Origin of the sequence: Natronolimnohabitans sp. A-GB9 (genome assembly GCF_030848565.1) — an archaeon.
Classification (GTDB): domain Archaea; phylum Halobacteriota; class Halobacteria; order Halobacteriales; family Natrialbaceae; genus Natronolimnohabitans.
The window spans coordinates 1-25,714 of the sequence record NZ_JAVDDV010000012.1; the positions used below are offsets into that span (position 1 = coordinate 1).

Below are 25,714 nucleotides of genomic sequence, written 5' to 3' on the forward strand. Positions count from 1 at the left end.
TTTAAGGTATCCGAACCGGTATGTGCGGACATGAAACGCGTTATCAGCACCGACGATGCGCCGGCAGCCGTTGGCGCGTACAGTCAAGCGACGACAAACGGCGACCTCCTCGTCACCGCGGGTCAGCTCCCGATGACGGCCGATGGCGACCTGCTAGACGACGAGCCCGTCGACGAGCAGACGAGACAGTGTCTCCGAAACGTCGAAGCGATCCTCGAGGCGGAGGGACTAGCGATGGAAGACGTCCTGAAGACGACCGTCTTCCTCGACGATATCGACGACTTCGAGGCGTTCAACGAGGCCTACAGCGAGTTCTTCGAAGCGGAACCGCCCGCCCGCAGCGCCGTCGAGGCCGGCTCGGTTCCGAAAGGGGCAGCCGTCGAGATCGAGGCGATTGCGGTCGCCGACTAATACTGTCGGACAGCACTATTCAACGATCGGTCGCGCGACTGCGACCGTCCGCAAACGTATCGGCTCGAGTGACAACACTTACACTGTCGGTCGCCTTCGGCCCCACTATGACGACTGCACGTGGCGTCGTCGGCACGACACCGGCCGTCAGGGTATCCGGGCGGTCCGGTGACGCGACGGCGGTGCTCGAGACGGCTCGAGAGGCAGCCGATACCGTCCAGATCGCCGAAGTCGGTCCGACGGGGGTCGACGCCCTCGATCCGCTCGTTATGGCCACCGTCGACGACTGGACGGCGTTCGTCCCGCGGTGTTCTCCCGCCACCGTTCGGGACGTGATCGAATCGGTACGGAACGGCGAACAGCCGGCGTCGGCCTCGAGCGTCCTCTCTCACGACGAGAACAGGGCGACGCTCCCGATCCCGGAGACGGGACCGCTCGCGGCCGGTGACCGTCGAGTTCTCGACGCCTGCGGCTGGGTCGTCCCGACAAGCGAGGACGACTACCTCGCACGTGGCGAGCTGCTCGCTCGCGCTCGAGACGGTGACGAACTGCTGGAACGGGCGGCTGCAACCGGACTGTGCGGTCGCGGCCGCGGCGACATCGCCGCCGACGAACCGGTTGCCGACACCTGGCGAACGGTCCGGAAGGCCGACGGTGAGCCGGTCGTCGTCGTCCACGCCAACGAGGCCGATTCGCGGGCGACGGCCGACGCACTGTTGTTGGCGGCCGACCCGTTTGCCGTGATCGATCCCGCGGCCGCGGTCGCCGACGCCGTCGGCGCGCCGACGGTCGTCGTCTTCGTTACCGAGACCGAGGAGCGAGCGTATCGCAACGCGACCGCCGTCGCCGACGTCGTCGAATCCGTCGCGAACGTGTCGATCGACGTCGTCGCGGGACCCGACGAGTACGTCGCCGGCGAGCCGACGATGGCCCTCGAGGCCCTGGAGGGGAACGACCGCCTCGAGGCCCGACGCCGACCGCCGGGTCCCGAAGAGCACGGCCTCTTCGGACGACCGACCGTGTTACACACGCCGCGAACGCTCGCCCAGCTCCGACGGCTCGCGCTCGCGGACGGCGACCTCCCCGGTGTCGAGGACGATCCGGGGACGCGGCTGTTCGACGTCTGCGGCGACGTCGCCGCGACAGCGACTGTCGAACTCGCGACCGACGACACCCTCTCGACGCTCCGAGAGCCCGTTTCGCTCGAGGGTGAGCTGAAAGCCGCCGCCGTCGGCGGCGTCTTCGGTGGGCTGACGGAGACTCTCGACGTTCCGACGAACGCCGACGAGTTGACTGCGGCGGATCTCGACACTGCTGGGCCGGTCGAACTGCTAAGCCAGGATCGCTGTGCGGTCGCCTTTGCGGGTCGTCGGGCGGCGTTTGCCCACGAGGAAAACTGTGGGCGCTGTGTCCCCTGTCGCGAGGGGTCGACACAGCTCACCGAGTTGTTGCGCTCGGTGTACGGCGACGCGGACGCGATCGACGACGTCCGCGAGTTGGCTCGCGTCATGAACCGCTCGAGTCTCTGTGCGTTCGGCCGTGACGCTGCCCGGCCGGTGACGACGGCGCTGACCGCCTTCGAGTCCGAGTTTCTCGCCCACGCCGACGGGCGATGTCCCACTGGAGAGTGTTCAGAATGAGTTCCGAGAATCCGATTCCACGCGTTCCCGACGTTACAGACCCACAACCGAGTACGCCGCTGACCGAGGACTTCGAGACCGGGACGGCAAACGACCCCGAACCCGCAGGCGCTACCGAACCCGCGACGCTGACCGTCGACGGCCGCTCCGTCACCGTCGACCCCGGCGCGACCCTGCTCGACGCCCTCGAGGAGGCGGGTGTTGCCGACGACGTACCGGCGCTGTGTCACGACGAGCACAGCGACGAGATCGGGCCTCGCAGCACCTGTCGGACGTGTGTGGTCGAGACCGACAGTCACGGGCTGGTCCCTTCCTGTAGCTTCCCGGCCGAAGAGGGGCTGACGGTTCACACCGACACGCCGGACGCGAGCGAAACGCGGGACGTCAACCTCGATCTGGTGTTGTCGAACCACAACCTTCGGTGTACGACCTGTGGGAAAAACGGCCGCTGTGAACTGCAGGATACGGCGATCGAACAGGAGGTCGAAGATCCCCGCTACGGTGTCTTCGACGACCGCGAGGCGTACGAACCCCTCGACGACACCTCGCCGTTCATCCAGATCGACCGCAACAAGTGCATTCTCTGTAACCGCTGTGTCGAAGCCTGCAACGACGTCCAGGTCGAGGGCGTCCTTCGTCTCGAGGGCAGCGGCTCGGACACTCGAATCGCCTTCCAAAACGACAGCGAGGCGATGGCCGCCTCGAGTTGCGTCTCCTGTGGCCACTGTGCGACGGTCTGTCCGACGGGCTCGATCACCGAAACGGGACTCGCAGATAGCGCGACGCTGCCGATTCCCGGCTTTACCCAGAAGAACTCGATCGGGACGACCGTCGACTACGACCCCGACGACGCTGGCGCTCCCGCGACCGCGTCGGGTGCGGCGACGGCTGCCGAGGGCGGCGACGACGAGGAACTGTCGGGCGTCGCCGGCCTCATGGCACGAGCGAAACGAAGCGCCACCGATCTCGGCGAGCGCGCCTTCCTCGAGGCCGAACACGCCGCCGAACACGTCGCCTCGAGCGTGCTCTCGGAGGGGCAGATGTTCGATATCGCCGAGGCAGTTTCCGACCACCGCCTCGCGGACGTCGAGGCGACGGAGACGACCTGTGGCTACTGTAGCGTCGGCTGTCGGTTCGACGTCTACACCGACGACGAGGAAGTGCTGGGCGTGCGTCCGATCGACGCCGACCACGCGCCGGCCAACGACGGCTTCTCGACGTGTGTCAAAGGCAAGTTCGGCTACGACTTCGTCGACAGTGACGGCCGTCTCGAGCAGCCACTCGTCCGCGACGACGGCGAACTTCGCGAAGCGAGTTGGGAGGAGGCCCTCGCGCGGGTCGTCGAGGGGCTGTCGTCGATCCGTGAGGCGGCGGGGCCGGACGCGATTTCGTGTTTCGCCTCCTCGAAGTGTACGAACGAGGAGAACTACCTGATGCAGAAGTTCGCCCGGCAGGTCCTCGGAACGAAAAACATCGACAACTGCGCGCGACTGTGTCACTCCTCGACGGTGGCGGCGCTCAAACAGACCGTCGGCTACGGCGCGATGACCAACCGGATCGAGGACGTCGCGAACACCGACTGTTACCTGATCACGGGGTCGAACACGACCGAGAGCCACCCGGTGTTGGCGACGCGGATCAAACAGAACGTCCGCGACGGCGCGGAGCTGCTCGTCTTCGATCCGCGGAAGGTCGGCATCGCCGACCACGCCGACCAGTATACGCGCGTCGAGCCGGGCCACGACGTCGCCTGGATCAACGGGCTCACTCGGTACATCATCGAACACGACCTCCACGACGAGGCGTTCATCGAGGAGTGGACGACGAACTTCGAGGAACTGAAGCGGAAAGTCGAGCCGTTCACGCCGGCGGAAGTCGAACGCCTCTGTGGGGTCGCTCCGGACGACCTCGCCACGGCGGCGGAGACGATCGCGACCGCCGAGACGTGCGTGTTCGGGTGGGCGATGGGGATGACCCAACACTCCCACGGCACACAGAACGTGTTGGCGCTGGCGAACCTCGCGCTGGTGACCGGCCACCTCGGGAAGCCGAACGCGGGGCTGTCGCCGTTTCGTGGCCACAACAACGTCCAGGGCGGCGGTGGTGACATGGGGACGCTACCCGACAGCCTGCCGGGATACCAGCCGGTCGACGATCCCGACGTCCTCGAGGCGTTCGAAACCGTGTGGGGCGAGCGGCCCCCCAGCGAACCCGGGCTGACAGTACCGGAAGCGTTCACGGAAGCCCACGAGGGCAACGTCCGGGGGATGTACGTGATGGGCGAGAACCCGGCGCTGTCCGAACCGGCTCTCGGCCACGCCGAGGACGCCCTCGAGGAACTGGACTTTTTGGTCGTCCAGGACGTTTTCCTGACGGAGACGGCCGAGCACGCCGACGTCGTGTTGCCGGCGGCGAGTTTCGCCGAGAAGGCGGGGACGTTTACGAACACCGAGCGCCGGGTCCAGTTGGTGAATCAGGCGCTGTCACCGCCGGGGGCGGCCCGCCAGGACTGGGCGATCCTCCAGGCGCTTGCGACTCGCTTTGGCTACGAGTGGGACTACGAGTCGCCAGCCGAGATCATGGACGAGATCAACGAGCTGGTGCCGATTTACGGCGGGATTTCCCACGAGCGCCTCGAGTCGGAGGGCGGGCTGCAGTGGCCGTGTCGGGACGCGGCGGATCCGGGGACGCCGTATCTCTACGCGGACGGGTTCAACTTCGAGGACGGGAAGGCCCGGTTCGTGCCGGCCGACCTCGGCCAGCCGGGCGAGTTGCCCGACGAGGAGTATCCGTTGACGCTGACGACGGGACGGGTGCTGTATCACTTCCACACCGGGACGCTGACGCGGAAGGTCGACGGGATCATGTCCCACGTCGGCGAGAGCTTCGTCGAGATCAACCCCGAGACGGCCGATCGACTCGGTGTTTCGGACGGCGAGACCGTGACGGTCGAATCACGTCGAGGTGCGATCACCGTCCGCGCACAATTGACTGACCGCGTCGATCCGGGCGTCGTCTTCATTCCGATGCACTTCGCCGCCGGCGCGGCCAACGAACTCACCGGCGAGTCGTTCGACCCCATCAGCGGCATCCCCGAGTACAAGGTCTCGAGCGTGCGGATTCCCTCCGAGGGCGAGCTGGATATCGACGGCTCCTCGAGTGCGCCGGTAGCGGCCGACGACGACTGATACGGACTGCTGTCCCGATTACCCGCCGATCGCCGCCCCCGTCCTGGCGATCGCCGGTCGGTGACGACAGGAGACCGTATGAGCGTACCCACCGGTCTCAGGATGTGTTTCGGACCCGGTAGAACCGAACTTCTCCGTCAGTTGATCTGTCGTGTTAGGCGGTGGCTCCTGTATCGAATCCTCAGTCTCGATTGCTTCACACTGATATCAGTGTTATTCACTTCACAGCACGATCGTCGGTACGCGCCTCTCGATGTCGATCTAGTGGCCGCCGATGAGAAATACGAGCGCGTTCAGTCGTCCGCGACGGCGGTCGTCTCCCCGTCGGCGACGAGTTCCTCGCGGTTGTCGATCGGTCGACTGGGATTTGCCTGATCCAGCGCCGTCGGTGCGCCGAGTTGCGTGTCGGCGCCGTCCGGATCGGCGAGTTTCGTCTGGCCGTCGTCGACGACGAGTTCGTCCTCGAGGTGGAGTCGGATCGCTTCCAGGAGGGCGTCGGCCTCGAGGGGCTGGCCGCGTTCTTTGAGATCCGCTTCGGACGCGCCAGCGGGAACGTTGAACGCCCGCTGGGTGATGATCGGCCCCTGATCGAGGTCCGTGGTAACGTAGTGGGCCGTCACCCCGGCGATCCGAACGCCCGCCTCGTGGGCCTGTCTGTACGCCGCTGCGCCGGGGAACGCCGGAAGCAGGCTCGGATGGACGTTGATGATCCGCTTCTCGTACCGGAAGACGACCTCCGGGGAGAGGATCTGAATGTACCGGGCCAGCGCGATGAGGTCGATCTCGTACTCCGAGAGGAGTTCGAGCAGTTCGCCCTCGTCGGGCGTCCCGTTCTCGTCGCCAATGTCGTAGAACGGGACGTCGTAGGCCGCTGCGAGCGGCCGAAGGATATCGTGGTTCCCGATCACGACTTCGATGTCGGCGCCGAGTTCGTCGTTCTCCCAGGCCTCGAGCAGCGCCTCCAGACAGTGACTCTCTTTGGTGACGAGGACGGCGAGGGACTGATTCTCGCAACTCGAGGGGAACCGAACCTGGACGTCGACGGCGAACTCGTCGGCGAGGTCGTCCAATTCCTCGCGGAACCGATCCCGTGAGACCGTCATCTCGTCGATTTCGACCTGGAGCGTCGTTCGACACGTTCCCTCCCGGACGGCCTGATCGAGGTCGACGATGTCGACGTCGTGTTCGAACAGCAGGTCGGTCGCGTCGGCGATGACTCCCGAATCCTCGTCGCCGACGATCGTAATCTCGGTTCGGTCACGGCTCATCGGTTCCACCTCCAGGCGTTGTGCTCGCGTTCGTTCGTCGGCCGTCGTCGATCGATCCTGGATACACGTACCGGTCGGTCTGCCGCCTCGAGGGACGGCTCGCGCTGTGCTAGTGACATCCACTCACCCGTTTCAGACCGCCGCTAATGAACCTTGGTCCTCCTGAAATCGCGGAGAGAGGACGTGTTTGCTCTCACCATTCGTGTCGATAGAATGACGGGTTGAAAAGTGGTCGCCAGAATCCTACGACTCCGTTCGCAGGTAGTCGACGACTGCGGTCGGCTCGCCCTCGAGGCCACCACCCTGTGCGAACGTCGGCCCGCCGCCGCCACCGCCACCGAACGTCGCCGTAACGTCGTCGACGACCTCGCTCGCGTCCGTCTCGCCGGTCGTACCGACGACCACGAACGCGTTCTCGTTTCCGTTTCCACCGGTTAGTGCGACGACGTCGCCGACGTCGCCCGCGAGTTTCCGCACGCGATCCGAGACGTCGTTAGGTCCGATCCCGTCGACCGCGAGCTCGCCGACGACCCACTCCTGGCCGGCTTTCGAGACGGTGTCGTCGACCAGCGACTCGAGACGTGCCTCGAGCAGTTGCTCGCGCAGCGTCTCGAGTTCCGATTCGAGAGCCGCGTTCGCGTCGACGACGCTGCTCGCACGATCGGGAAGTGTTCCGACGTTCGTATCCAGTGCTCGAGCAGCGCGGGTCGCGGCCCGCCGTTCGTCGAGCCGTGCGCGAACGGCCGCCGGGCCGACCGCGTACTCGACGCGGACGAGTCCCGCACCCGGGTTCGACACCTCGAGGACGGTGACGGGACCGATCTCGATGGTGTTCTCGACGTGGGTGCCGCCGCAGGCGGCGATATCCCAGTCGTCGATCTCGACGAGACGGACCGTTTCGGCCCCCTCGGTCCCACCGGTCTCGTTGAAGACGATCTCGTCGCGGTCCCGCGCCTGCGCCGCGTCCATCTCTCGCCAGGAGACGTCCCGCGACTCCCAGACGACCTCGTCGACCAGCCGCTGGAGGGTGAGTTCGTTCACCTCGTCTGGGTCCCTGTCGGTCTCGAAGTCGAGTCGCACTTTCTCGGAATCGATGCCGAAGCCGCCGTAGCCGTGTTCGTCGAACAGTTCGCGGCCGGCGCCGTACAGGACGTGACTGGCGGTGTGGGCTCGCATACAGTAGGTCCGGAACTCGTCGTCGATCGAGCCGGTGACGGTGTCGCCGGCCTCGAAATCGGGTTCCGCTTCGAGCGTGTGAACCGTCTCACCGTCCCGGCTTTGGACGTCGACGACGTCGATGCCGCCGATCGTCCCGCGGTCGGCCGGCTGTCCGCCTCCCTCGGCGTAGAAGTACGTCTCCTCGAGTCGGACCTCGGTGTCGTCGATCGCCCGTACTGTCGCCTCGAACTCCCTCAGGTACGGCTCCGCCGCTGCACGGTTGTCTGTCGTTTCGGACGCCATGGTCACGAGTGTCGGGTTACACCGTGATAAACCGTGTGGGCTACCATCTCGGCGACAGATTAATACTGTCGCCCCGTGCCACGTTTGGTATGGAGTATCACGAGTCGGTCGACTACCTCGAGTCGTTACAGCGGTGTCGACCCAAACTCGGCACGGAGACGACTGCTGCGTTGCTCTCACAACTCGATCGCCCACACGAGGACCTCGACTGTGTCCAGATTGCCGGCTCGAACGGCAAGGGAAGTACCGCGTGTATGCTCGATCGGATTCTTCGTGATGCGGGCCTCGACGTCGGCCTCTATACGTCGCCGGACCTGAACGACCTCCGCGAACGAATCAGAGTCAACGGTCGGAAGATCCCGAAACGACGGGTCCGAGAGTTCGTCGACGAGATAGACGACCACGTCGAACGGCTCCGCGAGGCCGACGACACGCCGACGTACTTCGAAGTCCTCACGACCCTCGCTATGTCCCACTTCGCCGCCGAGGACGTCGACGTCGCCGTCCTCGAGGTCGGGATCGGCGGCCGGTACGACGCCACGAGCGCCGTCGATCCGGTTGCCAGCGCCGTGACGAGCGTCACGCTAGAGCATACGGGCATCCTCGGTGAGACGATCGAGGAGATCGCCCGCGACAAAGCACAGGTCACGCCGGCCGACGCCCCGCTCGTGACCGGTGCCGACGGCGCGGCTCTCGAGGCGATCCGTTCGGAGACGGACGTGATCACCGTCGGGAGCGACGACGCGGACGTGATCGCTCGGGAACACGGGCTGGCGTCGCGGATCGAAAGCGACGTCTCGATTACGACGCCGGAGTGGTCACTCGAGACGACGCTTCCGCTGCTTGGCCACCACCAGGCGACGAACGCCGGCGTCGCGGCGATGCTGGCTGAACAGGTCGCCGACGTCGATCCGGAGACGATCGCACGCGGCCTCCGGAAGGCTCACTGGCCGGGCCGGTTCGAGATCATGTCGACGGCGCCACTCGTGATTCTCGACGGCGCACACAACCCGGGCGCTTGCGAGACGCTTGCCGAACTCGTCGATCGGTACGCGTACGACGATCTCCACCTCGTCTTCGGGGCGATGACTGAGAAAGACCACCGGGGAATGGCCGCGGCGCTGCCGTCACCCGAGACGCTCTATCTCTGTGAACCGGCGGTCCCACGCGCCGAGAACGCCGACGCGCTCGCGACAGCGTTCGACGGTCACGCCGACCGGATCGACCGCGCTGGAACCGTCCTCGAGGCGACCGAACGGGCGCTCTCGGCGGCCGACGAGGACGACTGCGTGCTCGTCGCCGGCTCGCTGTACGCCGTCGCCGAAGCGCGCGACCGCTGGACACGACTTCAGATCCCGAAACGTACGCCCACGCGCGAGCGGGCACAGGCCGCGTTTACGAGCGCAGACGTCTCGACCCGGACTGCCGAGACCGCCGCCGAAGAGGCCGTCCACCGAACGATCAAGACGTACCTGCGCGCCCAGCAGGCCGACCGCCTCGAGCGGGTCTTCGAGTCGGTCGGTGGCACGTGTGTCCTCTCGGAGACCGACACTGCTGGCCGACGCGTCACGGCGGTCCTCTCGGGAACGTCCTCGCAGTTTCGGACGCTCATCGACTCGCTTGCCGACGACGAACTCGGGCTCGCTCACGTCTCGAGTCAGCTCCGTCGTGCCGTCGACACCGACGAGCGATCCGACGGATCGCCGTGGGACCGCGAGCCGGCGGTGATGGGCGTCCTGAACGTCACGCCCGATAGCTTCTCCGACGGCGGTGCCTACGATCGCGTCCCCGCAGCGGTCGAGCGCGCTCGCGAGATGGTCGCCGCCGGGGCCGATATCGTCGACGTCGGTGGCGAGAGCACTCGTCCCGGCGCCGATCCGGTGTCGGTCGCCGAGGAGATCGACCGCGTCGTTCCGGTGATCGAACGGATCGCGGATCTCGACGTCCCGATCTCGGTCGACACGCGGAAGGCGGCGGTCGCCGACGCAGCGCTCGAGGCCGGTGCCGACATCGTCAACGACGTCTCCGGCCTCGAGGATCCCGAGATGCGGTTCGTCGCGGCCGACCACGACGCCGTACTCGCGCTCACACACAGCCTCCAAACACCGGTCGATCCCGACCGGAGCGCGACGTACGACGACGTCGTCGAGGACGTGCTTCACGAGCTCTCGGAGACCGTCTTACTCGCGGAGCGTGCCGGTCTCGACCGCGACCGGATCGTCGTCGATCCCGGACTCGGATTCGGAACGGAGGCCGCCGACTCGTTCGAACTGGTCGCGAGACTCGAAGAGCTCCAGGCGCTTGGCTGTTCGGTCATGGTCGGCCACTCCCGGAAGTCGCTGTTCGAGGACGTCGGCTGTCGACTCGGAGAACGATTATCTCCAACGCTTGCGGTGACGACGATGGCGGCCGAACGCGGCGCCGACATCGTCAGGGTTCACGACGTGGCCGAAAACGCCGCAGCGATCCGGACGGTGCGGGCGACGATGGACCGATAGCGGCTGATCGGTCCCGTATCAGGCGTCGACGGCGAACGAGGACGTCGAGACGGTCGGATAGCGCTCCTCGAGCTCCGCTGCCTCCTCGGGGAGGACGGCGGCGACGACGTGTTCGGCGTGGCGTTCGAAGAACTCCAGGAGTCCGCGGATCCGGTTCGCGTCGAGCATTTCGACGGCGTCGATGACGATCACCGGAAGCTCGTTTGCGACGTCGTGTGCGAGATAGCCAGCGAAGGCGACGACGAGCCCGATCACCTCGCGTTCGCTCTTGCTCAGGTTCTCGACGGTGTCCTCGTAGGCAGCGCCGTCCTCGCTCGAGCGAACGACGTGCAGTTCGAACTCGGTTGCGGACAGCGAGTCGTCGGCAGTCGTAAGCCGTTCGATCCAGACGCGCTCGATGTTCCGATACTCGAGCCTGTCGAGTACCCGCTGCATCGATTCGTTGAACGTCGTGACCAGCTCGCGCTCGAGCGACTCGATCCGATCTCGCTGTTCGCGAAGCTGCGTGGCCACCGAATCGCGCTCGTCCTCGAGGTCGTCGCGTTTCGCGAGTTCGTCCTCGAGGTGTGCGATCTCGTCTTCGATGTCGCTCAGCTCGTTCTCGTGTTGTCCCCGCTCGTACTCGAGATCGCTCACGTCGTTGTAGAGTTCGAGCAGTTCGTCGTCCCGTTCGTCGAGCTCCTCGGCGTCTGCCTGTAGCGAGTCGATCTCGTCGTCGAGCGACGCCGTACGCTCGCGGAGCTCGGCCAGTTTCGTTTCGCGGCGGTCGATCTCGTCCTCGATCGACGCTGCTTTCTCCGCGAGTCGCTCGCGCTCGTCGCGCTGGCGCTCGAGTCGTCGTTTCTCCTCCTCGAGTGACTGAATGCGATCGGTGAGCGTCTCACGCTGGGTGCGCTTTTCCTGGAGAATCTCCCGCACGACGCGAACTTGTTCGGCGATCTCCGCTCGTTCGACGGTGTTGCCACACGTCCAGCAGGTGATCGACCGTGACGACGGATCGAGTTCGGCGACGATCTCGTCCGATTTCATCTCCTCGGGGATCTCCTTCTCGTCGTCTAACAGCTGGTCGTTCATCTCGACGATCGGACTCAACGCGTTTATCGTGGTCGACAGCTGCTGTTTCTGGTGGTGGAGCTGCTCGATCTCTGCTTCGATCGCATCGACGTCTCCCGTTCCCGACGCGTCCGTCGACTCGAGTTCCTCGCGTCGCTCGCGGACGTCCTCGAGTTCGTCCTCGAGCGACCGGATCGCGTCCCGTTGGGTTTCGATCCGGTTGCGGACGGTCTCGCGCTTGGATCGCGTCTCCTTGAGTTGGTCGAAGACATCGTGTCCACCCGTCTCCGCTGCCGTCTCTCGCTCGTCGATCGCCTCGCGTTTCTCCCGAAGCGAGGCCTCGATCTCCTCGATCTCGTCTCGGACCGTATTCGCACGCGTTCGCAGCGTCGGGAGTCGGTCTTCCATGCGGTCTACCTCCGCGAGGCGATCGTCGAGTTCGTCTTTTCGGGCTTTGAGTCGCTCGATCTCCGCTTCGATCGCGTCGGTATCAACGGGTCGCATCAACAGCTCGTAGAGATCCCCGTCCGTGAGGACGTTCCGCCGAATCGGATTCGTCTCGTCGAGGGCGACGAACAGCTCACAGAGGTCGGCGCGGTCGGAAACTCGATCCGCGTCGGTGACGACAGGCTCCCCGTTTCGGTTCTCGATCTCGAGGGCGTACTCGTCGTCGGCCGTTCGAAGCGTTACCGATCCGGACTCGGCGTCGCTTTTGATCGGCGGTGCGGGGCCGCCGAGTACGCCGGCCAGCCCGCGCAGAAACGACGACTTGTTCGACGCGTTCTCACCCGAGAGAAGCGTCACGCCCTCTGAAAGCGTCATTTCTCCCTCGGAGATGCCGCCGACGTTCCGAACGCTGACGTGTACCTCTCCCAACTCGCTTTTCGATTCCGGATCCGGACTATTTACTGACATGGATAGCTGAGACGCCGCTGGTCACTGATCGCTCAGTAGCGTATCTGACGTATTCAACCTTGTGCTGTCGTCGGTCTCGTGCGCTCTCGAGACCGTCCAGCCTCTCGTCATCGCTCGGTTTCGGAGTCGCTTGCTTGGTCGTCCTCCTGACACGAACAGCCCCCTCGGTCGACGAGCCGACCGAACGGATACTCCTCACCACACTCCGAACATGCGACGCGGAGGCTGAGTGTTACTTCCGGCGTTCCGATCGTCAGATGCCCGCTCGAGCGGAGCCGATCGATCGTTCGCTCCGTGATCGATTCGGTCCGGGAGAGGAGTTTGAACACGATGTTCTTCCCGTCTGTCGGCTCGAGTCCCGACTCCCGGTTCGTATCGACGTCCAGACAGTCGTTTAGATGCGTCCGGACGGTCTGATAGCTGACGAAATCGCTTTCGACCGCGTCCGGGTCGAGCCCGTGTCGCTCGAGTCGCGACTCGGCTTCGACTCTCGTTCCGGCGCTGACGTCGTCGTCGGTGAGGAGGTGATACAGGTTCTCGACTTCACCGTCTACGGTTTCGATTCCTGCCTCTGCCATCGCCGCTGCGAGTACCTGCCGATTGAAGAACTGCTCTAAGTCGCGGAGACTGGCACCTGCCTCCCGTCGCTCGAGAAGTTGCTCGTCGATGGTCTCGAGGGCCCATCGCCGGGCGACTCGATCGATCTTGCAGTTTCCGTGCTCGTCCGTCACTGTACTCGTACGTGGGTGAACACACTATTTATAACTGAACGGGAGCGACATCCACCGCCAGTGATCGAAACCCCAGTTGGGCTGGTATTTGAATGGGTGGAGTATTCCACGTCAATCGCCATCGGGGGTACGCAACAATATTCGTTGTATGGATCGTCCCATGAACTCGGTAACCGATACTGCCGGACAGCAGCCACGCGGCCGATCGGTGCATCGTGCTGTCCGGCAGTATGATTCGACGTCACGTCGTTTCAGACGGGGCCGAGACGAACGAGGTGAGCGGCTCGCGTGAACTCGGGTGTCTTGTTCGGCGGGATCACGATGGTAACGTGGGGATTGTGGGTCGTCGCTGCCACCTACGCCTCGGAGTCGATCGCTCCGGTGACGGCGGCAGCGATCTCGTATGCCGTCGCGACGGCCTTGACCGTCGGATACGTAATCGTCTCCGGGGCGTCACTTGCCGTCACGCCGAAGGGAGGGGTGTTCGCCGTCGTCGCCGGCGTCTTCGCTGCCATCGGTCTCGTCGCGACGTACGTCGGATTATCGATCGGTTCGACTGCGACCGTGACGACCGTCGGCGCGCTTTACTTCGTCGTCGCAGCGCTTATCGGCATCACTATCCTCGGCGACCCGGTCTCACCGTCGAAAGTTGCCGGTATTATCCTCGCGGTCGTTGCGATCGCGCTCATTACGTACTGAGACAGATCTTTTCCCATCGGACTACTGATAGACAGCGATTCGGCTCACCACTCCTCGAGGACTGTCGTGCGACCGAGCGTTGCATAGTTCTGTCCGACAGTATGAGTGATTCGTCGCAGCTGCGACCTCTTCAGTGTACACCGTTATGGACGGTCGTACGGCCGGATAATTGGTAGCATCCCTTCGACCATACTCTTATAACGATCCCCGAGACAGTGTGTGACATGCTCATACGGTCGATCGAGACGGACCCAGCGGTGACACTCTGTTCCGGTGGGCGCGAACAGTCGTGGAAACGAGCACAACGGAGACCAGTACAGCGATGTCGATAACGGTCAAAGCATACATCGAACACGACGAGCTCGCCCTCGTCCCGACGCTACGGCGCCTCGAGGATATCGAGATCGAAGTGATAACGCAAGCGAACACCGACCCGGACTCCGACGTCTTTCCGTTTCTCATCGAGTACGACGATCCCGACGAACTGGAGGCGTATCTCGACCGCGATCCGACTATCGACAGGTACGAACTCGTCGACGCAAACGACGGGACGTTCATCTACTACATCGAACATCCGAACGGAACGCAGTTGTTGAGTCCCGTCGTCACGAGTGTCAACGGGTTCATGCTGCGTGCGGAGACCAGACGCCGCGGCTGGTTCGTCCAACTCCAGTTGCCGGGTCGAGATGCGCTCAATACGATCTGGGAGTACGCAGCGGAGTGTGACATGAACTTCGACATCATCGAGGTGTATGGGAACACGGATACCGGAACGAACGTCTCCTTCGGGCTGACTGACGAACAGGTCGAGGCACTCACGACGGCCTATCGATGTGGCTATTTCAACGAACCGCGGGACATGGCACTGAGCGACGTCGCCGACGAGATCGGTGTCTCCTCGACGGCGATGAGCGGTCGGCTTCGGCGTGGAATGCGAAACCTGATCTCCGCAGCGCTGATCGACGAGGACACCGAGTGATGCGGCCTTCTGTCGTCACTGATACCGTCGGATAGCAGTCCGTATGAGCCTCGTTTTCACCGATCGCCTCGAGCTGGCTCTCGAGGAAATCCAAATATAAACCATCAATTAGTTTGTCATCTATATATCCTTCCGTATTACGCTTTTAGAACGTGAATAGCCTACTTCACTCTAATAATTAAAATCGTATTTACATTTATAATGTGTAGAACTGTCGTTTGACGGGTGAACTGAGTTCCCCGCCATATATCGGGTACTTAAAGACAGGGAATATTACTCGTCAAACGTCATTTATGTGTGTGTCAATAGCAACCCTATGAGCAGTGCCCGAAACTCGGCAACTGATCGTCCGACGCATCACTTGCACCACGATTGGGCTGGTGAGAAGTGGGTGAGTGATCGGATCGTCCGGACGATCGCGGAATACGAAGACGAAAGTCCGGACGACCTCCCGCCGTTGAGCGACAGCATCAATCCGAACGCACTCGATAGGGCGTTCGAATCTGTCGACGGAACCGTCGGTAAAGCAGGCTGTATCACCTTCTCGTACTACGGCTACACCGTACTCGTTCAGAGCACTGGCCAGATTCTCATCAAAAAGAACTCATAACACATGACTGCTATTGGCGGCTTTCAGGACCACGTTGCACGAATCGATCTCGGAACCGACGGCGTCGCGTACGAGGGAATCGACGAGGCGGACGCGAAGAAGTACATCGGGGCCCGTGGCCTCGGCGTGAAGTACGTCTTCGACCAGGGGCCGGACGTCGATCCGCTCGGGCCGGACAACCTGCTGGCGTTTATGAACGGACCGCTCTCGGGAACGCAGACGACGATGAGCGGTCGAATCGCCGTCTGTACGAAGTCGCCGCTGACCGGCACCGTCACGGACAGCCACCACGGTGGCTGGTCGGGTGCCCGCCTCAAGTGGGCCGGTTTCGACGGACTCCTGTTCGAGGGTCAGGCCGAGGAACCGGTCTATGCCTACGTCGAGGACGGGGAGGTCGAACTTCGCGACGCCGCTCACCTCTGGGGGATGGGCGTCCACGAGACCTGTGAGACGGTCGAGGAGGAGGTCGACGGCGAGTACGGCAAGAACCTCTCGATCATGGCGATCGGACCTGGCGGCGAGAACGAGGTCCGGTATGCCTGCATCATGAACGAGGACGACCGGGCGTCCGGTCGCGGCGGCACGGGCTGTGTGATGGGCAACAAGGGGCTGAAAGCGATCGTCATCAAATCGGCCACCGAAATGCCCCAGCCGGCGGATCCGGAGACGTTCAAAGAGGGCCACCAGCAGGCGATGCAGGCGATCACCGAATCCGACGTCACCGCACCCAACGAGGGTGGCCTCTCGATGTACGGGACGAACGTCCTGATGAACATGACCGAGGAGATGGACGGCCACCCGACGAAAAACGGCCGCTACACGTCCGGCGACGCGTACAACGAGGCCGAAGCGGACGGCGAGACGGTGATCGACGCCGAGCGGATCAGCGGTGAGAACGTCCGCGAAAACATCCTCGTCGACGAGCCGACCTGCCACTCCTGTCCGGTCGCCTGCAAGAAGGAAGTCGAGGTCGACGTCATGCACAAAGGCGAGGAGATGAACGTCCGGATGGAGTCCTACGAGTACGAGTCCGCCTGGGCGCTGGGGACCAACTCGCTCAACGACGACCGCGATACGATCGCCGTGATGATCGACCGCTGTAACGACATGGGGGTCGACACGATCGAAGTCGGCAACATCCTGGCGATGGCGATGGACGCCACCGAGAACGGCTATCTCGAGGACGTCGGGGACGGTGACGGCATCGACTGGGGTGACGCCGACACGATGATCGAGATGATCGAACGCATCGCTACCCGTGAAGGCGAACTCGCGGACCTCCTCGCGGAGGGCCAGGCGCGCTTTGCCGACGCTGTCGACGCTCACGACTGTCGACTCGACGTCAAGGGACAGGCGATTGCTGCCTACGACCCACGCTGTATGAAGGGGATGGGAATCGGCTACGCTACCTCGAACCGTGGTGCCTGTCATCTCCGAGGGTACACGCCAGCGGCCGAAATCCTGGGCATCCCGGAGAAGGTCGATCCCTACGAGCACGACGGGAAAGGCGAACTCACCGCGCAGTTCCAGGATCTCCACGCCATCTCCGACAGCTTCGACATCTGCAAGTTCAACGCCTTCGCCGAAGGAATCGAAGAGTACGTCCTCCAGTACAACGGGATGACCGGCCTCGACGTCACCGAGGACGAACTGCTCGAGGCCGGCGAGCGCATCTACAACTTAGAGCGCTACTACAACAACCTCGTCGGCTTCGACGGCGACGACGACTCCCTGCCCGAGGTCTTCCTCGAGGAAGGCGAGACGCCCGGTCAGGGCGCAAGCGAAGGCGAGTACTGTGAACTCGAGGCGATGAAAGAGGAGTACTACGACCACCGCGGCTGGGTCGACGGGGTCGTCCCTGACGAGAAACTCGCAGAACTCGAGATCGAGATTGGTCCCGGAACCGGCGTCAGCAGCGGGGGAAGCGGCGCGGCGGCTCCGTCCGACGACTAGTGGCGGTCCACGCCTGATACGGTCTTCTGTAGTCAATTACCGCCGATCGCCGACCCCGTCCTGGCGATCGGCGGTAACTAGTTACAGCAGTCCGTATGAACTGCTGGGTCGAATCCTGCGGTGTCGTCCGATTCGACCCAGCAGTCGACGGGTGGAACGGTACTAAACTGGCTGGTCACCGTCCGTGAGACCGTATGATACGGACTGCTCCGACGACCACAATATTTGAGACGAACGCGCCGAATCGATACGTATGGCACGCATCGACGCAGCCGAGTTACTGCCGGCAGAGCGGATCAGACGAAAGGCCCTCGAGGGCGAGATCACGCAGTTACACCGCGGCGATCCCCACGCAGCGGAGGGCGATACCTTCGTCATCGAGGAGACGGTCTTCGAGGTCACGAACGTCGAGCATCGACGATTGGGCGAACTCACCGACGAGGATGCCCGTGCGGAGGGGTCGCCGAACCTCGAGGCGTACAAGCGCCGCATCGAAGCGACACACGACACCGAATGGGACGACGAGAGCGAGGCGGTGTTACACGAGTTCGAGCCGCGCTCGTGATACTGTCGGACAGCACGATTCGAGGGCAAGACTCGATCAATCGCCCTCGGCGGTCGGCGACACACGCTGTGTCTCCGCACGCAACACGTCTCCCTGCGTTTCGGTCAGGAGTCGCACGAACTGCCCGGCGTTCGTGACGAGTTTGTTCTCCGCCTTCCGCAGGTGTTCTTCGAAGGTCGCCCTGGCGACGGTCGTCTCTTCGGCGAGTTCGGCGACCGACGCGTTCCGGGGCTGGTCGTAGTAGCCCGCGTCCAGCGCGATCCGCAGGGCCTCGAGTTGGCGATCGGTGAGCCCGTCGAATAGACGGTCGACCGAGAACAGCGAACTGTGAGGGACGTGGCGCTCCTCGATCGAGGTCTTCGAGAGGACGTCGATCTCCCGATCCTCGTCGAGTTCGGCGAGCAAGGCAGTGACGTCGCTCTCGTCGAATCCGATCGCGGAGTAGTGCTCCCAGCCGTTTCGGTACACCGTCGGCGGGAGGTGTACGCAGTTGTGGCGCTCGAACCGACGGATGATCGACTCCTCGATGGGACAGGCACACGACTGGACGATCACGTGCAGGTCCGAGCCGTCGATCGTGGTGTGAAGCACCGACCCGAGTTCGTCGATCTCCTCGAGCAGTTCGTCGTCGCCGGCCTCCGGCGCGGTGAGCTCGAGGATTTGGCAGTCCTGGAGGTACCACTCCCGGATCGACACCGCCGGAAACCGCTCGGAGAGCCCCCGGTAGGGACACTCGTGGCGGAGTTTAAACGAGACTTCGTACATGCTCATAGATCGTACGTGGCCCCTGCCCTCAATAACGATGCCGGTCATAACTGGCACTGCTGATATGCCCTCGCTCTCCCTATCAGCTATCGATGTCAGAGATTACGCCGGAAACCGTCGCCGAGCGACTCGAGCAGGGAGATGACGACGTCACGCTGATCGACGTCCGTGACGCCGAGTCGTTCGCCGAGTGGCACGTTCCGGGAAGCGAGAACGTCGACGTCTACGACGAACTGAAAGACGACCCCGACGCGGCAGCCGAGACGCTGGCCGAACTCCCCGAAGACGAGGAGATCGTCACCGTCTGTGCTGCAGGTGTGCTCGCAGGGGACGCAGCAGAGTTGCTCCAGGAAGAGGGCTACGACGCCAAAACCCTCGAGAACGGCATGAACGGCTGGGCACGCGTCCACCGCCACGCCGAACTCGAGGCCGATCTCGAGGGTGCGTTGGTCCAGGTCGCCCGCCCTGGCACGGGCTGTCTCTCTCACGTCTTGATCTCCGAGGGCGAGGCCGCCGTCTTCGAACCCTCTCAGTACACCGAGGAGTACGAGGCGATCCTCGAGGCCTACGACGCCGATCTGGCGGGCGTCTTCGACACCCACGCCCACGCCGACCACGTCTCCGGCGGGCAGAGCCTCGCCGAGGCCCACGACGCGCCCTACTACCTCCACCCTGCCGACGACGACGGGATCGGTGCCACCCACGTCGAGGACGGCGATGTCCTTGAGGTCGGTGCCGTAGCGATCGATGTGATCCACACGCCCGGCCACAGCCCTGGCAGCGTCACCTACGCCCTCGAGGACGAAGCCCTCCTGACCGGCGATACGCTCTTTCACGACAGCGTCGGTCGTGTCGAACTCGGCGTCGACGCCGGACTCGAGGATACGGACGTCGAGGACAACGCTGAGACGCTCTCCGAGAGCTTAGAGCGCCTTCGCAATCAGGACGGCGACCCACTCGTGTTGCCGGCTCACGACCCCGGCAGTCCCCAGCCGCCGGTGGCAGCCCGCCTGAGTGAGGTCGAAGAGCGAAACGAGGTCTTCGGCCAGGACCGCGAGACGGTAGTCGCGGAACTGGCCGGCGACGTGCCGGACCAGCCGGCGAACTTCGAGCGGATCAAACTCGCCAACGTCGGCACCGAAGAGATTTCGGATGAAGAGGCGGACGAACTCGAACTCGGTCCCAACCGTTGTGCGGCCGAATAACCCATGAGCGGCGAGTACGCACAGGGAATCCGTCGGAACTGGCAGCAGTTCACCCTGCAGATCGTCACGGTCTTTGCCGTCGGGCTCACGATGGGCTCCCAGCGCAACGTGGTGCCCATCATGGGCGAGGAGACCTTCGGCGTCGAGTCGCTTCTCGTGATCGGCTCCTTCGTCGTGAGTTTCGGGATCGTCAAGGCGATCCTCAACCTGTATTCGGGGAAGTGGGCCGACGCCTACGGCCGGAAACCGATCCTGATCGCGGGCTGGGTCGCCGCCGTTCCGATTCCCTTTATCCTCATCTTCGCGCCGAGTTGGAGCTGGATCGCGGTCGGGAACGTCCTGCTCGGGATCAACCAGGGCGTTGCCTGGAGCATGAGCATGATCTCGAAGATCGAACTCGCCGGCCCCGACGAGCGTGGGCTCGCCGCCGGGCTCGACGAGGCCTTTGGCTACACCGGCGTCGCCGCCGGGGCGTGGCTGACGGGCGTGATCGCCGCTCAGTACAGCCTCCGGCCGGAGCCGTTCTACTTCCTCGCGGCGGTGATCGTCGTCGCCCTGCTGATCGCCGTCGTCCTGATCGAGGAAACGCTGCCCTACGCGAAAGCGGAAGCGGAAGGACTCGACGACGACGGCGTCGAAGCCGACGGCGGAAAGAACGAGGCCGACCTCTCCTTTACCGAGATCGTCAAGCGTGCGACCTACAAGGACCGGACGCTGTTTACGGCCGCACAGGCGGGCCACGTCGAGAATTTCGTCGATACGCTCGTCTGGATCGCCTTCCCGCTGTTCCTGGTCGCTCAGGGCTTAGACGTCGCTCAGGTGGGAGTCGTCGTCGGCGTCCACAGCGCCGCGTACTTCCTGCAGGTCTACACCGGCCGACTCGGTGACCGTGTCGGGCGCAAGCCGCCGATCGTCGCCGGCTTCTTCCTCGCCGGCGCGGGCGTCCTCGGGATGGTGCTCGTCGAGGGGTATTACCTCTGGATCCTCTTTTCGGGGCTTTCGGGCGTCGGGATGGCACTGCACTACCCCAATCTGATCGCGGTCGCCAGCGACGCGGCCCACCCCCTGTGGCGCTCGACCGGCCTCGGTGTCTACCGGCTCTGGCGTGATCTGGGCTACGCCGTTGGGGCCATCCTCATCGGCCTCTCGGTCGATCTGCTCTCGATCGAGGCCGCCTTCTACGGTACCGCCATCGCGATGTTCCTCTCCGGCGGACTGGTCGTAATCTGGATGGAGGAGACCCACCCCGACTTCGGCACCCACGAGCCGCCGTCGGTCGACCTCGAGGCCAGCAAAACCGGGTCCGAGGATTGACTGCCGGACAGCAGTCCGTACCAGTCGGTGCGACACAGCCACGATCGGTCTGCGGTTTCGCCGGGTCACAGCACGGGGAACGTCTCCACCGCTCGCATTCGTCTGTCTACTGTTGCGAGCGAGGCAAACACTTATCGAATACACCGGTCTATGTTAGCGTGGATCATGAGCGACGACGAGCTGGAGGGCTTCCTCATCCTCCGTGCACTCGAGGAACCGATCACCGAGGACGAACTCGATGCGGCCGCCGAACAGTCTGGAGCGGTCTTACAGGAACTTCGCGATGAGGGCGTCGACATCCGCTGGGTCGAGTCCGAGGTCCTTCGGAACGAAGACGAACGAATCACGGGCACGTTCTGTCATTATCAGGCGGAAGACGAGGCCGCCGTCGAAGAACACGCCGAACGAGCGGGCCTCCCGACCACCCGCATCGACCGCCGCGGACAGCCACTCGAGGGCGAGTAACGGCTTCCCTCTCGTACCGACGGGAATTGAGGTGTGGTATTTATTGTCGTGGATAGCGACACGCGTGTCATGGACCGTTCCGACGGAGACCGACGACTGCCACGGGTGTGTCCCGATACGGGAGGCGACGCGCTCCTTCGCTGTGCCGAGTGTCGCGTAACCTTCCCCCGAAGCGATGCCCGGATTCCGACCAAGGGGACGCTTACCTGCCCGGAGTGTCACTCGACCGACGTCCGGGACGTCGATCGAGACTGACCGCCGCTTGTCAGCCACGTCTCTCGTCTCTCGAGAACGGTTTTGGCTACCGATAGGCCTCGAACTCCTCACCGACGGTGTCCGCTTCGGCCTCGTACAACAGGTGCTGGGCGACCGTTCCGAGGACGGCGAAGACGATGGCGATCGCGAGAACCCACAGGAACCCGGGCATGAGTTCGTCGGCCACGAGGACGGCGACGATCAGCGGGGCGATCAGAAACGCCGTCCGCCGGAACGTTTCCGTGCTGGCGAACCCACGGGCCAGTCGGCTCGGATCGGTGCTCTGTTTGACGATCGCGTAATGGCCCCCGATGCCGAACGACTTCCAACACTGGGCCAACAGTAAGCCGACGAACACCCAGACCCACGGCTCGACGGTAGTCACACCCAGATCGATCGCCGGGACGTACGCGGAGGCCAGCCAGATTCCGAACCCGAACGTCGAGAGGAACCCGAACACGGTCAACGCGTATCGTGAACCGACCCGATCCGAGACGATCCCACCGTAGTACGGGTAGATCGCGCCGATGACGTTCCCGAGCGTGGCGAACAGTCCGACGACGAACCCGGTCGCGCCGAGGTACACGAGATAGTCCGGGAGGAATCGATTGGTCATCTGAAAGCCGAGGCTGAACGCGAACATCGCCAGCGAGAGCACCAGCACGTCCCGCTGCAGGGAGAAGAACTGCCGGAAGGTCGACGAGACGGTCGGCGAGTCGGCGTCGTCGGTAGCCATCGTCGTCCAAATAGACGACCGACCGGAATGATATTATCGAACGATATCGTTACAGCCCGTCACTCGAGTCGGATCGACCGAACACCGGGAGCGGATGTGTCGCCTCGATAGAGACGGCGACTGGCGTGTCGATGTCGTACCACTCCTCGTGGTCGTGACGACACCAGACGACGTCGCCGTTCTCGAGTGCGATCCGGTACCGAACGACCGTCCCCATGAACTGGCGGTTGACGATCCGGCCGTCCGCGTTCCCGTTCTCGTCCGTCGGCGTGATCGCAACGTCGTCCGGGCGGACGAGGACGTCGACGGTCTCCGATCGAACCCGATCGACTCGCGTAACGCGCTCGTCCTCGAGACGACCGATGGGCGTATCGATGGCCGCACCGTCGACGTGACCGGTGAGGTAGCTCGTCCGCCCGAGAAACTCCGCGACCATCCGCGAGTCGGGTTCCATGAACACGTCCCGTGGTCCGTCGACCTGCTCGAGGACGCCGCCGTTTAAAACCGCCGTTCGGTCGCCGACCGAGAGCGCTTCCTCCTGGTCGTGGGTGACCCAGACGGCAGTGACGTCGACGGAGTCGAGAATCGAGGTGATCGTCTCCCGCATTCGAATTCGCAATCCGGCGTCGAGATTCGAGAGCGGTTCGTCGAGCAACAGGACGTCGGGCTCGGGAGCGAGCGATCGGGCGAGTGCGACGCGTTGTTTCTGCCCGCCGGAGAGTTCGTGTGGATAGCTTCGCCGGTACTGTCGTAGGCCGACGAGATCCAGCAAGTCGGTGACGACCTCGTCGGCCTCGTCGGTAGACGTGTCGTGCAGTCCGTAGGCGACGTTTTCTCCGACGGTCTTGTGAGGGAACAACGCGAACTCCTGGAAGACGATACCGACGTCCCGCCCCTCCGAGGGGACGAATTCGTCGTTGCCGCCGTCGGCGACGGACCGGCCGTGGATGCGGACCGTTCCCGCGTCGGGTCGCTCGAAGCCGGCGATCAGCCGCAGCGTCGTCGTCTTCCCGCAGCCGGAGGGTCCAAGCAACGTGAGTAGCTCCCCGTCTTGTACCGTCAGCGAGAGGTCGTCGACCGCGATCTCGCCGTCGTAGGCCTTCGTTACGCCCTCGAGTTCGAGGACTGGCTTTCGTTCGGTCCGCTCGTTTGCCGCGCGATCGACCGCGTGACTGCCGTCGCTTCGCAGGGGTGTGGTCGGTTCCCCGATCGGTTCGTCGTCCGGGCCGCTCTCGTCGCCGTTTCGTACGAACGACCGGAGCCACGTCCAGAATCGCGTCCAGTACTCGTAGTCGCCACGGGACAACACCGCGACGATCGCGAGCCCCGAGACAAAGATGAGGACGAGCGCCGGGATCGCCGCGTAGCCGTAGTAGGCGTTTCGTTCGGCGCCCCAGATGAACGTCGCGAGCGTTTCGAACCCGGACGGTCGAAGCAGCAACGTCGCCGGAAGCTCTTTCATCCCGTGAAGGAACACGAGCGCCGCACCGGCGGCGACGCCGGGGAGCATCATCGGGAACGTGATCCGTCGAAACGCCTGCAACGGTGTCGACCCCAGCGATCTCGCGGCTTCGATTACACGTGGGTTCACGTACAGGACCGACGTCCGAACCGAGCCGACGGCCAGTGGCAGGTAGAGTACGACGTAGGCGAACACGACGAGCGGGACGGTCTGATAGAGCGACGGAAGATACGTCGACCCGAAGAAGACGAGGCTCAGCCCGATGACGACGCCCGGAATCGCGAAGCCGACGTACGTCGCTCGCTCGAGGAGGCCCGAGACGACCGACCGGTATCTGGCGGCGAGATACGCGACCGGCAGCGCGAGGAGCGCGGCGATGACGGCTGCCAGCGCCGAGACGGTCATCGAATTGAGCGCGTACTCCCACTCGAACGCGAGCGAGCCGACGTACACCTCCGGACCCCGGACGAGCCACCAGAGCAGAAAGCCCACCGGCAACACGATACTGAGGAGGAAGACGCCAGCACAGACCGCAAGCGCCGGCCACGTCCACCGACCGAGCCGGAGCGTGTACGAGCGCGACTCGCCACGGGCCTCGCCGTGGATCCGTTTGTGATCGCGAACCTGTGACTCGAGTGCGAGAATCACGAGCGTGATCGCGACCAGTTGCAGCGACAACATCGCGGCGTAGTCGTGTGCCAACGCGTTGTACTCGACGTAGATCTGGCGTGTGAGGACGTCGAACCGCAACATCGCGGGAACGCCGAAGTCGCCTGCAGTCTCGAGTGCTGCAAGCAACGCCCCGGCTACGATCGCTGGCTTGGCCATCGGAAAGACGACCTGTGTGAACACGCCCCGGAGGTCGTTCTCGAGCGAGCGGGCGGCGTCGAGATACGTCTTGTCGAACGCTCGCAACCCCGCGATCGTCGTGATGTAGACGAACGGATAGTTGTACAGCGTGAGGATGAAGACGGTCCCCCAGAAGCCGTACAGCTCGGGCAGCGAGGAGACGCCGAACGGTTCGAGCATCGACTGGACGAGCCCTTGTGGCCCCCAGACGGAGATGAACGCGAACGCGCCGGTGAAATTCGGGACGACGAGCGGAAGCGCGAGCGCGCCCATCCAGAACCGTCTGAACGGGAGGTCCGTAAGCGTCGTGAGTACCGCAAGTGGGACGCCGATCAGCACCGAGAGGGTCGTGACGACGCCGACGAGTACGATCGTGTTCGCCAGAATCTCGAGCGTGCGCGACCGAAAGACGATCGACCAGAGCCGGTCGAAATCGACGCTGAACGCGACGACGACGATCCAGAGAATCGGAACGACGACGACCGCAGCGACGGCTCCCGCAAGCAGCGTGAGCCCGAGCGGGAGCGTCGATCCGTCGCCGCGACCGACGTCGGCATCGGTCTCGCGGTTCGCTCTCGATGAGCGTGGTTTCCCGCTGGAGTGTGTCTCGAAGTCGAACGGATCCGGTGCCGTCATTGGTGTGTACTAGGGTGTGTCGACCGATTGCTCGAACCGACGACCGTCAGTCGAGA

General features: G+C 64.0%; 19 protein-coding genes and 1 pseudogene. 13 read left to right on the forward strand and 7 right to left on the reverse strand.

Translation table 11 applies throughout. The features are described from left to right. The first annotated feature begins 30 nt into the window (after nucleotides 1-30). From RBH26_RS14755 to fdhF, 3 genes are all read left to right on the forward strand, one after another. Nucleotides 31-411 carry a Rid family detoxifying hydrolase gene (locus RBH26_RS14755; protein ID WP_306759204.1) on the forward strand — a complete coding sequence of 127 codons (381 nt, stop codon included), beginning with the start codon at nucleotides 31-33 and terminating at the stop codon, nucleotides 409-411. Between the two features lie 107 nt (nucleotides 412-518). After that, entirely contained in the window at nucleotides 519-2,051 is a 1,533-nt protein-coding gene (locus RBH26_RS14760; protein WP_306759141.1) for an NADH-ubiquinone oxidoreductase-F iron-sulfur binding region domain-containing protein, read from the forward strand. Then, on the forward strand, nucleotides 2,048-5,239 hold the full coding sequence (fdhF, locus tag RBH26_RS14765; RefSeq protein ID WP_306759142.1) for a formate dehydrogenase subunit alpha: 3,192 nt from the start codon (nucleotides 2,048-2,050) through the stop codon (nucleotides 5,237-5,239). Before RBH26_RS14760 ends, fdhF begins: the two co-directional genes overlap by 4 nt. A gap of 293 nt (nucleotides 5,240-5,532) precedes the next feature. Here fdhF and RBH26_RS14770 read toward each other — a convergent pair whose 3' ends face one another. Further along, nucleotides 5,533-6,507, reverse strand: coding sequence for a formyltetrahydrofolate deformylase (locus RBH26_RS14770; RefSeq protein WP_306759143.1), 975 nt, complete (start codon nucleotides 6,505-6,507; stop codon nucleotides 5,533-5,535). 243 nt (nucleotides 6,508-6,750) lie between these two features. Continuing rightward, nucleotides 6,751-7,968, reverse strand: a complete 1,218-nt coding sequence (locus RBH26_RS14775) for an alanine--tRNA ligase-related protein (RefSeq protein WP_306759144.1) — start codon at nucleotides 7,966-7,968, stop codon at nucleotides 6,751-6,753. Nucleotides 7,969-8,057: 89 nt separating this feature from the next. Between RBH26_RS14775 and folP the strand changes: the two genes are divergently transcribed. Beyond that, entirely contained in the window at nucleotides 8,058-10,466 is a 2,409-nt protein-coding gene (gene folP, locus RBH26_RS14780) for a dihydropteroate synthase (RefSeq protein ID WP_306759145.1), read from the forward strand. Nucleotides 10,467-10,484: 18 nt separating this feature from the next. On the opposite strand, the gene RBH26_RS14785 is transcribed toward folP, so the two are convergent. After that, nucleotides 10,485-12,434: an archaea-specific SMC-related protein gene (locus tag RBH26_RS14785; RefSeq protein WP_306759146.1), complete on the reverse strand. Its 1,950-nt coding sequence runs from the start codon at nucleotides 12,432-12,434 to the stop codon at nucleotides 10,485-10,487. Nucleotides 12,435-12,541: 107 nt separating this feature from the next. Continuing rightward, complete coding sequence (gene rdfA / locus RBH26_RS14790) at nucleotides 12,542-13,165, reverse strand: rod-determining factor RdfA (RefSeq protein ID WP_306759147.1); 624 nt, start codon at nucleotides 13,163-13,165, stop codon at nucleotides 12,542-12,544. A gap of 288 nt (nucleotides 13,166-13,453) precedes the next feature. Between rdfA and RBH26_RS14795 the strand changes: the two genes are divergently transcribed. The 5 genes from RBH26_RS14795 (at nucleotide 13,454) to RBH26_RS14815 (ending at nucleotide 17,971) form a co-directional block, all read left to right on the forward strand. Continuing rightward, nucleotides 13,454-13,864, forward strand: coding sequence for an EamA family transporter (locus RBH26_RS14795; RefSeq protein WP_306759148.1), 411 nt, complete (start codon nucleotides 13,454-13,456; stop codon nucleotides 13,862-13,864). 322 nt (nucleotides 13,865-14,186) lie between these two features. After that, on the forward strand, nucleotides 14,187-14,843 hold the full coding sequence (locus RBH26_RS14800) for a helix-turn-helix domain-containing protein (protein WP_306759149.1): 657 nt from the start codon (nucleotides 14,187-14,189) through the stop codon (nucleotides 14,841-14,843). A 391-nt stretch (nucleotides 14,844-15,234) separates the two neighbouring features. Then, nucleotides 15,235-15,453 carry a HalOD1 output domain-containing protein gene (locus RBH26_RS14805; RefSeq protein WP_306759150.1) on the forward strand — a complete coding sequence of 73 codons (219 nt, stop codon included), beginning with the start codon at nucleotides 15,235-15,237 and terminating at the stop codon, nucleotides 15,451-15,453. Nucleotides 15,454-15,456: 3 nt separating this feature from the next. Then, nucleotides 15,457-17,406: an aldehyde ferredoxin oxidoreductase family protein gene (locus RBH26_RS14810; protein ID WP_306759151.1), complete on the forward strand. Its 1,950-nt coding sequence runs from the start codon at nucleotides 15,457-15,459 to the stop codon at nucleotides 17,404-17,406. Nucleotides 17,407-17,659: 253 nt separating this feature from the next. After that, on the forward strand, nucleotides 17,660-17,971 hold the full coding sequence (locus RBH26_RS14815; protein ID WP_306759152.1) for an ASCH domain-containing protein: 312 nt from the start codon (nucleotides 17,660-17,662) through the stop codon (nucleotides 17,969-17,971). A 36-nt stretch (nucleotides 17,972-18,007) separates the two neighbouring features. Here the strand turns inward: RBH26_RS14815 and RBH26_RS14820 are convergent, their stop codons facing one another. Next, the gene (locus RBH26_RS14820) at nucleotides 18,008-18,742 is read right to left on the reverse strand and encodes a helix-turn-helix domain-containing protein (protein ID WP_306759153.1); all 735 of its coding nucleotides are present in this window, start codon (nucleotides 18,740-18,742) and stop codon (nucleotides 18,008-18,010) included. An 86-nt stretch (nucleotides 18,743-18,828) separates the two neighbouring features. Here RBH26_RS14820 and RBH26_RS14825 point away from each other — a divergent pair, with 86 nt between their 5' ends. The 4 genes from RBH26_RS14825 (at nucleotide 18,829) to RBH26_RS14840 (ending at nucleotide 21,975) form a co-directional block, all read left to right on the forward strand. After that, nucleotides 18,829-19,941 carry a rhodanese-like domain-containing protein gene (locus RBH26_RS14825; protein WP_306759154.1) on the forward strand — a complete coding sequence of 371 codons (1,113 nt, stop codon included), beginning with the start codon at nucleotides 18,829-18,831 and terminating at the stop codon, nucleotides 19,939-19,941. Nucleotides 19,942-19,944: 3 nt separating this feature from the next. After that, nucleotides 19,945-21,255: an MFS transporter gene (locus RBH26_RS14830; RefSeq protein WP_306759155.1), complete on the forward strand. Its 1,311-nt coding sequence runs from the start codon at nucleotides 19,945-19,947 to the stop codon at nucleotides 21,253-21,255. A gap of 165 nt (nucleotides 21,256-21,420) precedes the next feature. Then, complete coding sequence (locus tag RBH26_RS14835) at nucleotides 21,421-21,720, forward strand: DUF4242 domain-containing protein (protein WP_306759156.1); 300 nt, start codon at nucleotides 21,421-21,423, stop codon at nucleotides 21,718-21,720. 69 nt (nucleotides 21,721-21,789) lie between these two features. After that, nucleotides 21,790-21,975, forward strand: coding sequence for a hypothetical protein (locus tag RBH26_RS14840; RefSeq protein WP_306759157.1), 186 nt, complete (start codon nucleotides 21,790-21,792; stop codon nucleotides 21,973-21,975). Between the two features lie 58 nt (nucleotides 21,976-22,033). Here RBH26_RS14840 and RBH26_RS14845 read toward each other — a convergent pair. Continuing rightward, nucleotides 22,034-22,711: pseudogene (locus tag RBH26_RS14845) on the reverse strand (MFS transporter); the annotation flags it as partial. Between the two features lie 49 nt (nucleotides 22,712-22,760). Continuing rightward, the gene (locus tag RBH26_RS14850; RefSeq protein WP_306759158.1) at nucleotides 22,761-25,658 is read right to left on the reverse strand and encodes an ATP-binding cassette domain-containing protein; all 2,898 of its coding nucleotides are present in this window, start codon (nucleotides 25,656-25,658) and stop codon (nucleotides 22,761-22,763) included. Nucleotides 25,659-25,714 lie beyond the last annotated feature (56 nt).

Excerpts from the sequence above, each read along its gene's own strand:
- RBH26_RS14755 (WP_306759204.1), top strand. The coding sequence starts at position 31 with ATGAAACGCGTTATCAGCACCGACGATGCGCCGGCAGCCGTTGGCGCG.
- RBH26_RS14760 (WP_306759141.1), top strand. The coding sequence starts at position 519 with ATGACGACTGCACGTGGCGTCGTCGGCACGACACCGGCCGTCAGGGTA.
- fdhF (WP_306759142.1), top strand. The coding sequence starts at position 2,048 with ATGAGTTCCGAGAATCCGATTCCACGCGTTCCCGACGTTACAGACCCA.
- RBH26_RS14770 (WP_306759143.1), bottom strand. The coding sequence starts at position 6,507 with ATGAGCCGTGACCGAACCGAGATTACGATCGTCGGCGACGAGGATTCG.
- RBH26_RS14775 (WP_306759144.1), bottom strand. The coding sequence starts at position 7,968 with ATGGCGTCCGAAACGACAGACAACCGTGCAGCGGCGGAGCCGTACCTG.
- folP (WP_306759145.1), top strand. The coding sequence starts at position 8,058 with ATGGAGTATCACGAGTCGGTCGACTACCTCGAGTCGTTACAGCGGTGT.
- RBH26_RS14785 (WP_306759146.1), bottom strand. The coding sequence starts at position 12,434 with ATGTCAGTAAATAGTCCGGATCCGGAATCGAAAAGCGAGTTGGGAGAG.
- RBH26_RS14800 (WP_306759149.1), top strand. The coding sequence starts at position 14,187 with ATGTCGATAACGGTCAAAGCATACATCGAACACGACGAGCTCGCCCTC.
- RBH26_RS14810 (WP_306759151.1), top strand. The coding sequence starts at position 15,457 with ATGACTGCTATTGGCGGCTTTCAGGACCACGTTGCACGAATCGATCTC.
- RBH26_RS14815 (WP_306759152.1), top strand. The coding sequence starts at position 17,660 with ATGGCACGCATCGACGCAGCCGAGTTACTGCCGGCAGAGCGGATCAGA.
- RBH26_RS14820 (WP_306759153.1), bottom strand. The coding sequence starts at position 18,742 with ATGAGCATGTACGAAGTCTCGTTTAAACTCCGCCACGAGTGTCCCTAC.
- RBH26_RS14825 (WP_306759154.1), top strand. The coding sequence starts at position 18,829 with ATGTCAGAGATTACGCCGGAAACCGTCGCCGAGCGACTCGAGCAGGGA.
- RBH26_RS14830 (WP_306759155.1), top strand. The coding sequence starts at position 19,945 with ATGAGCGGCGAGTACGCACAGGGAATCCGTCGGAACTGGCAGCAGTTC.
- RBH26_RS14835 (WP_306759156.1), top strand. The coding sequence starts at position 21,421 with ATGAGCGACGACGAGCTGGAGGGCTTCCTCATCCTCCGTGCACTCGAG.
- RBH26_RS14840 (WP_306759157.1), top strand. The coding sequence starts at position 21,790 with ATGGACCGTTCCGACGGAGACCGACGACTGCCACGGGTGTGTCCCGAT.
- RBH26_RS14850 (WP_306759158.1), bottom strand. The coding sequence starts at position 25,658 with ATGACGGCACCGGATCCGTTCGACTTCGAGACACACTCCAGCGGGAAA.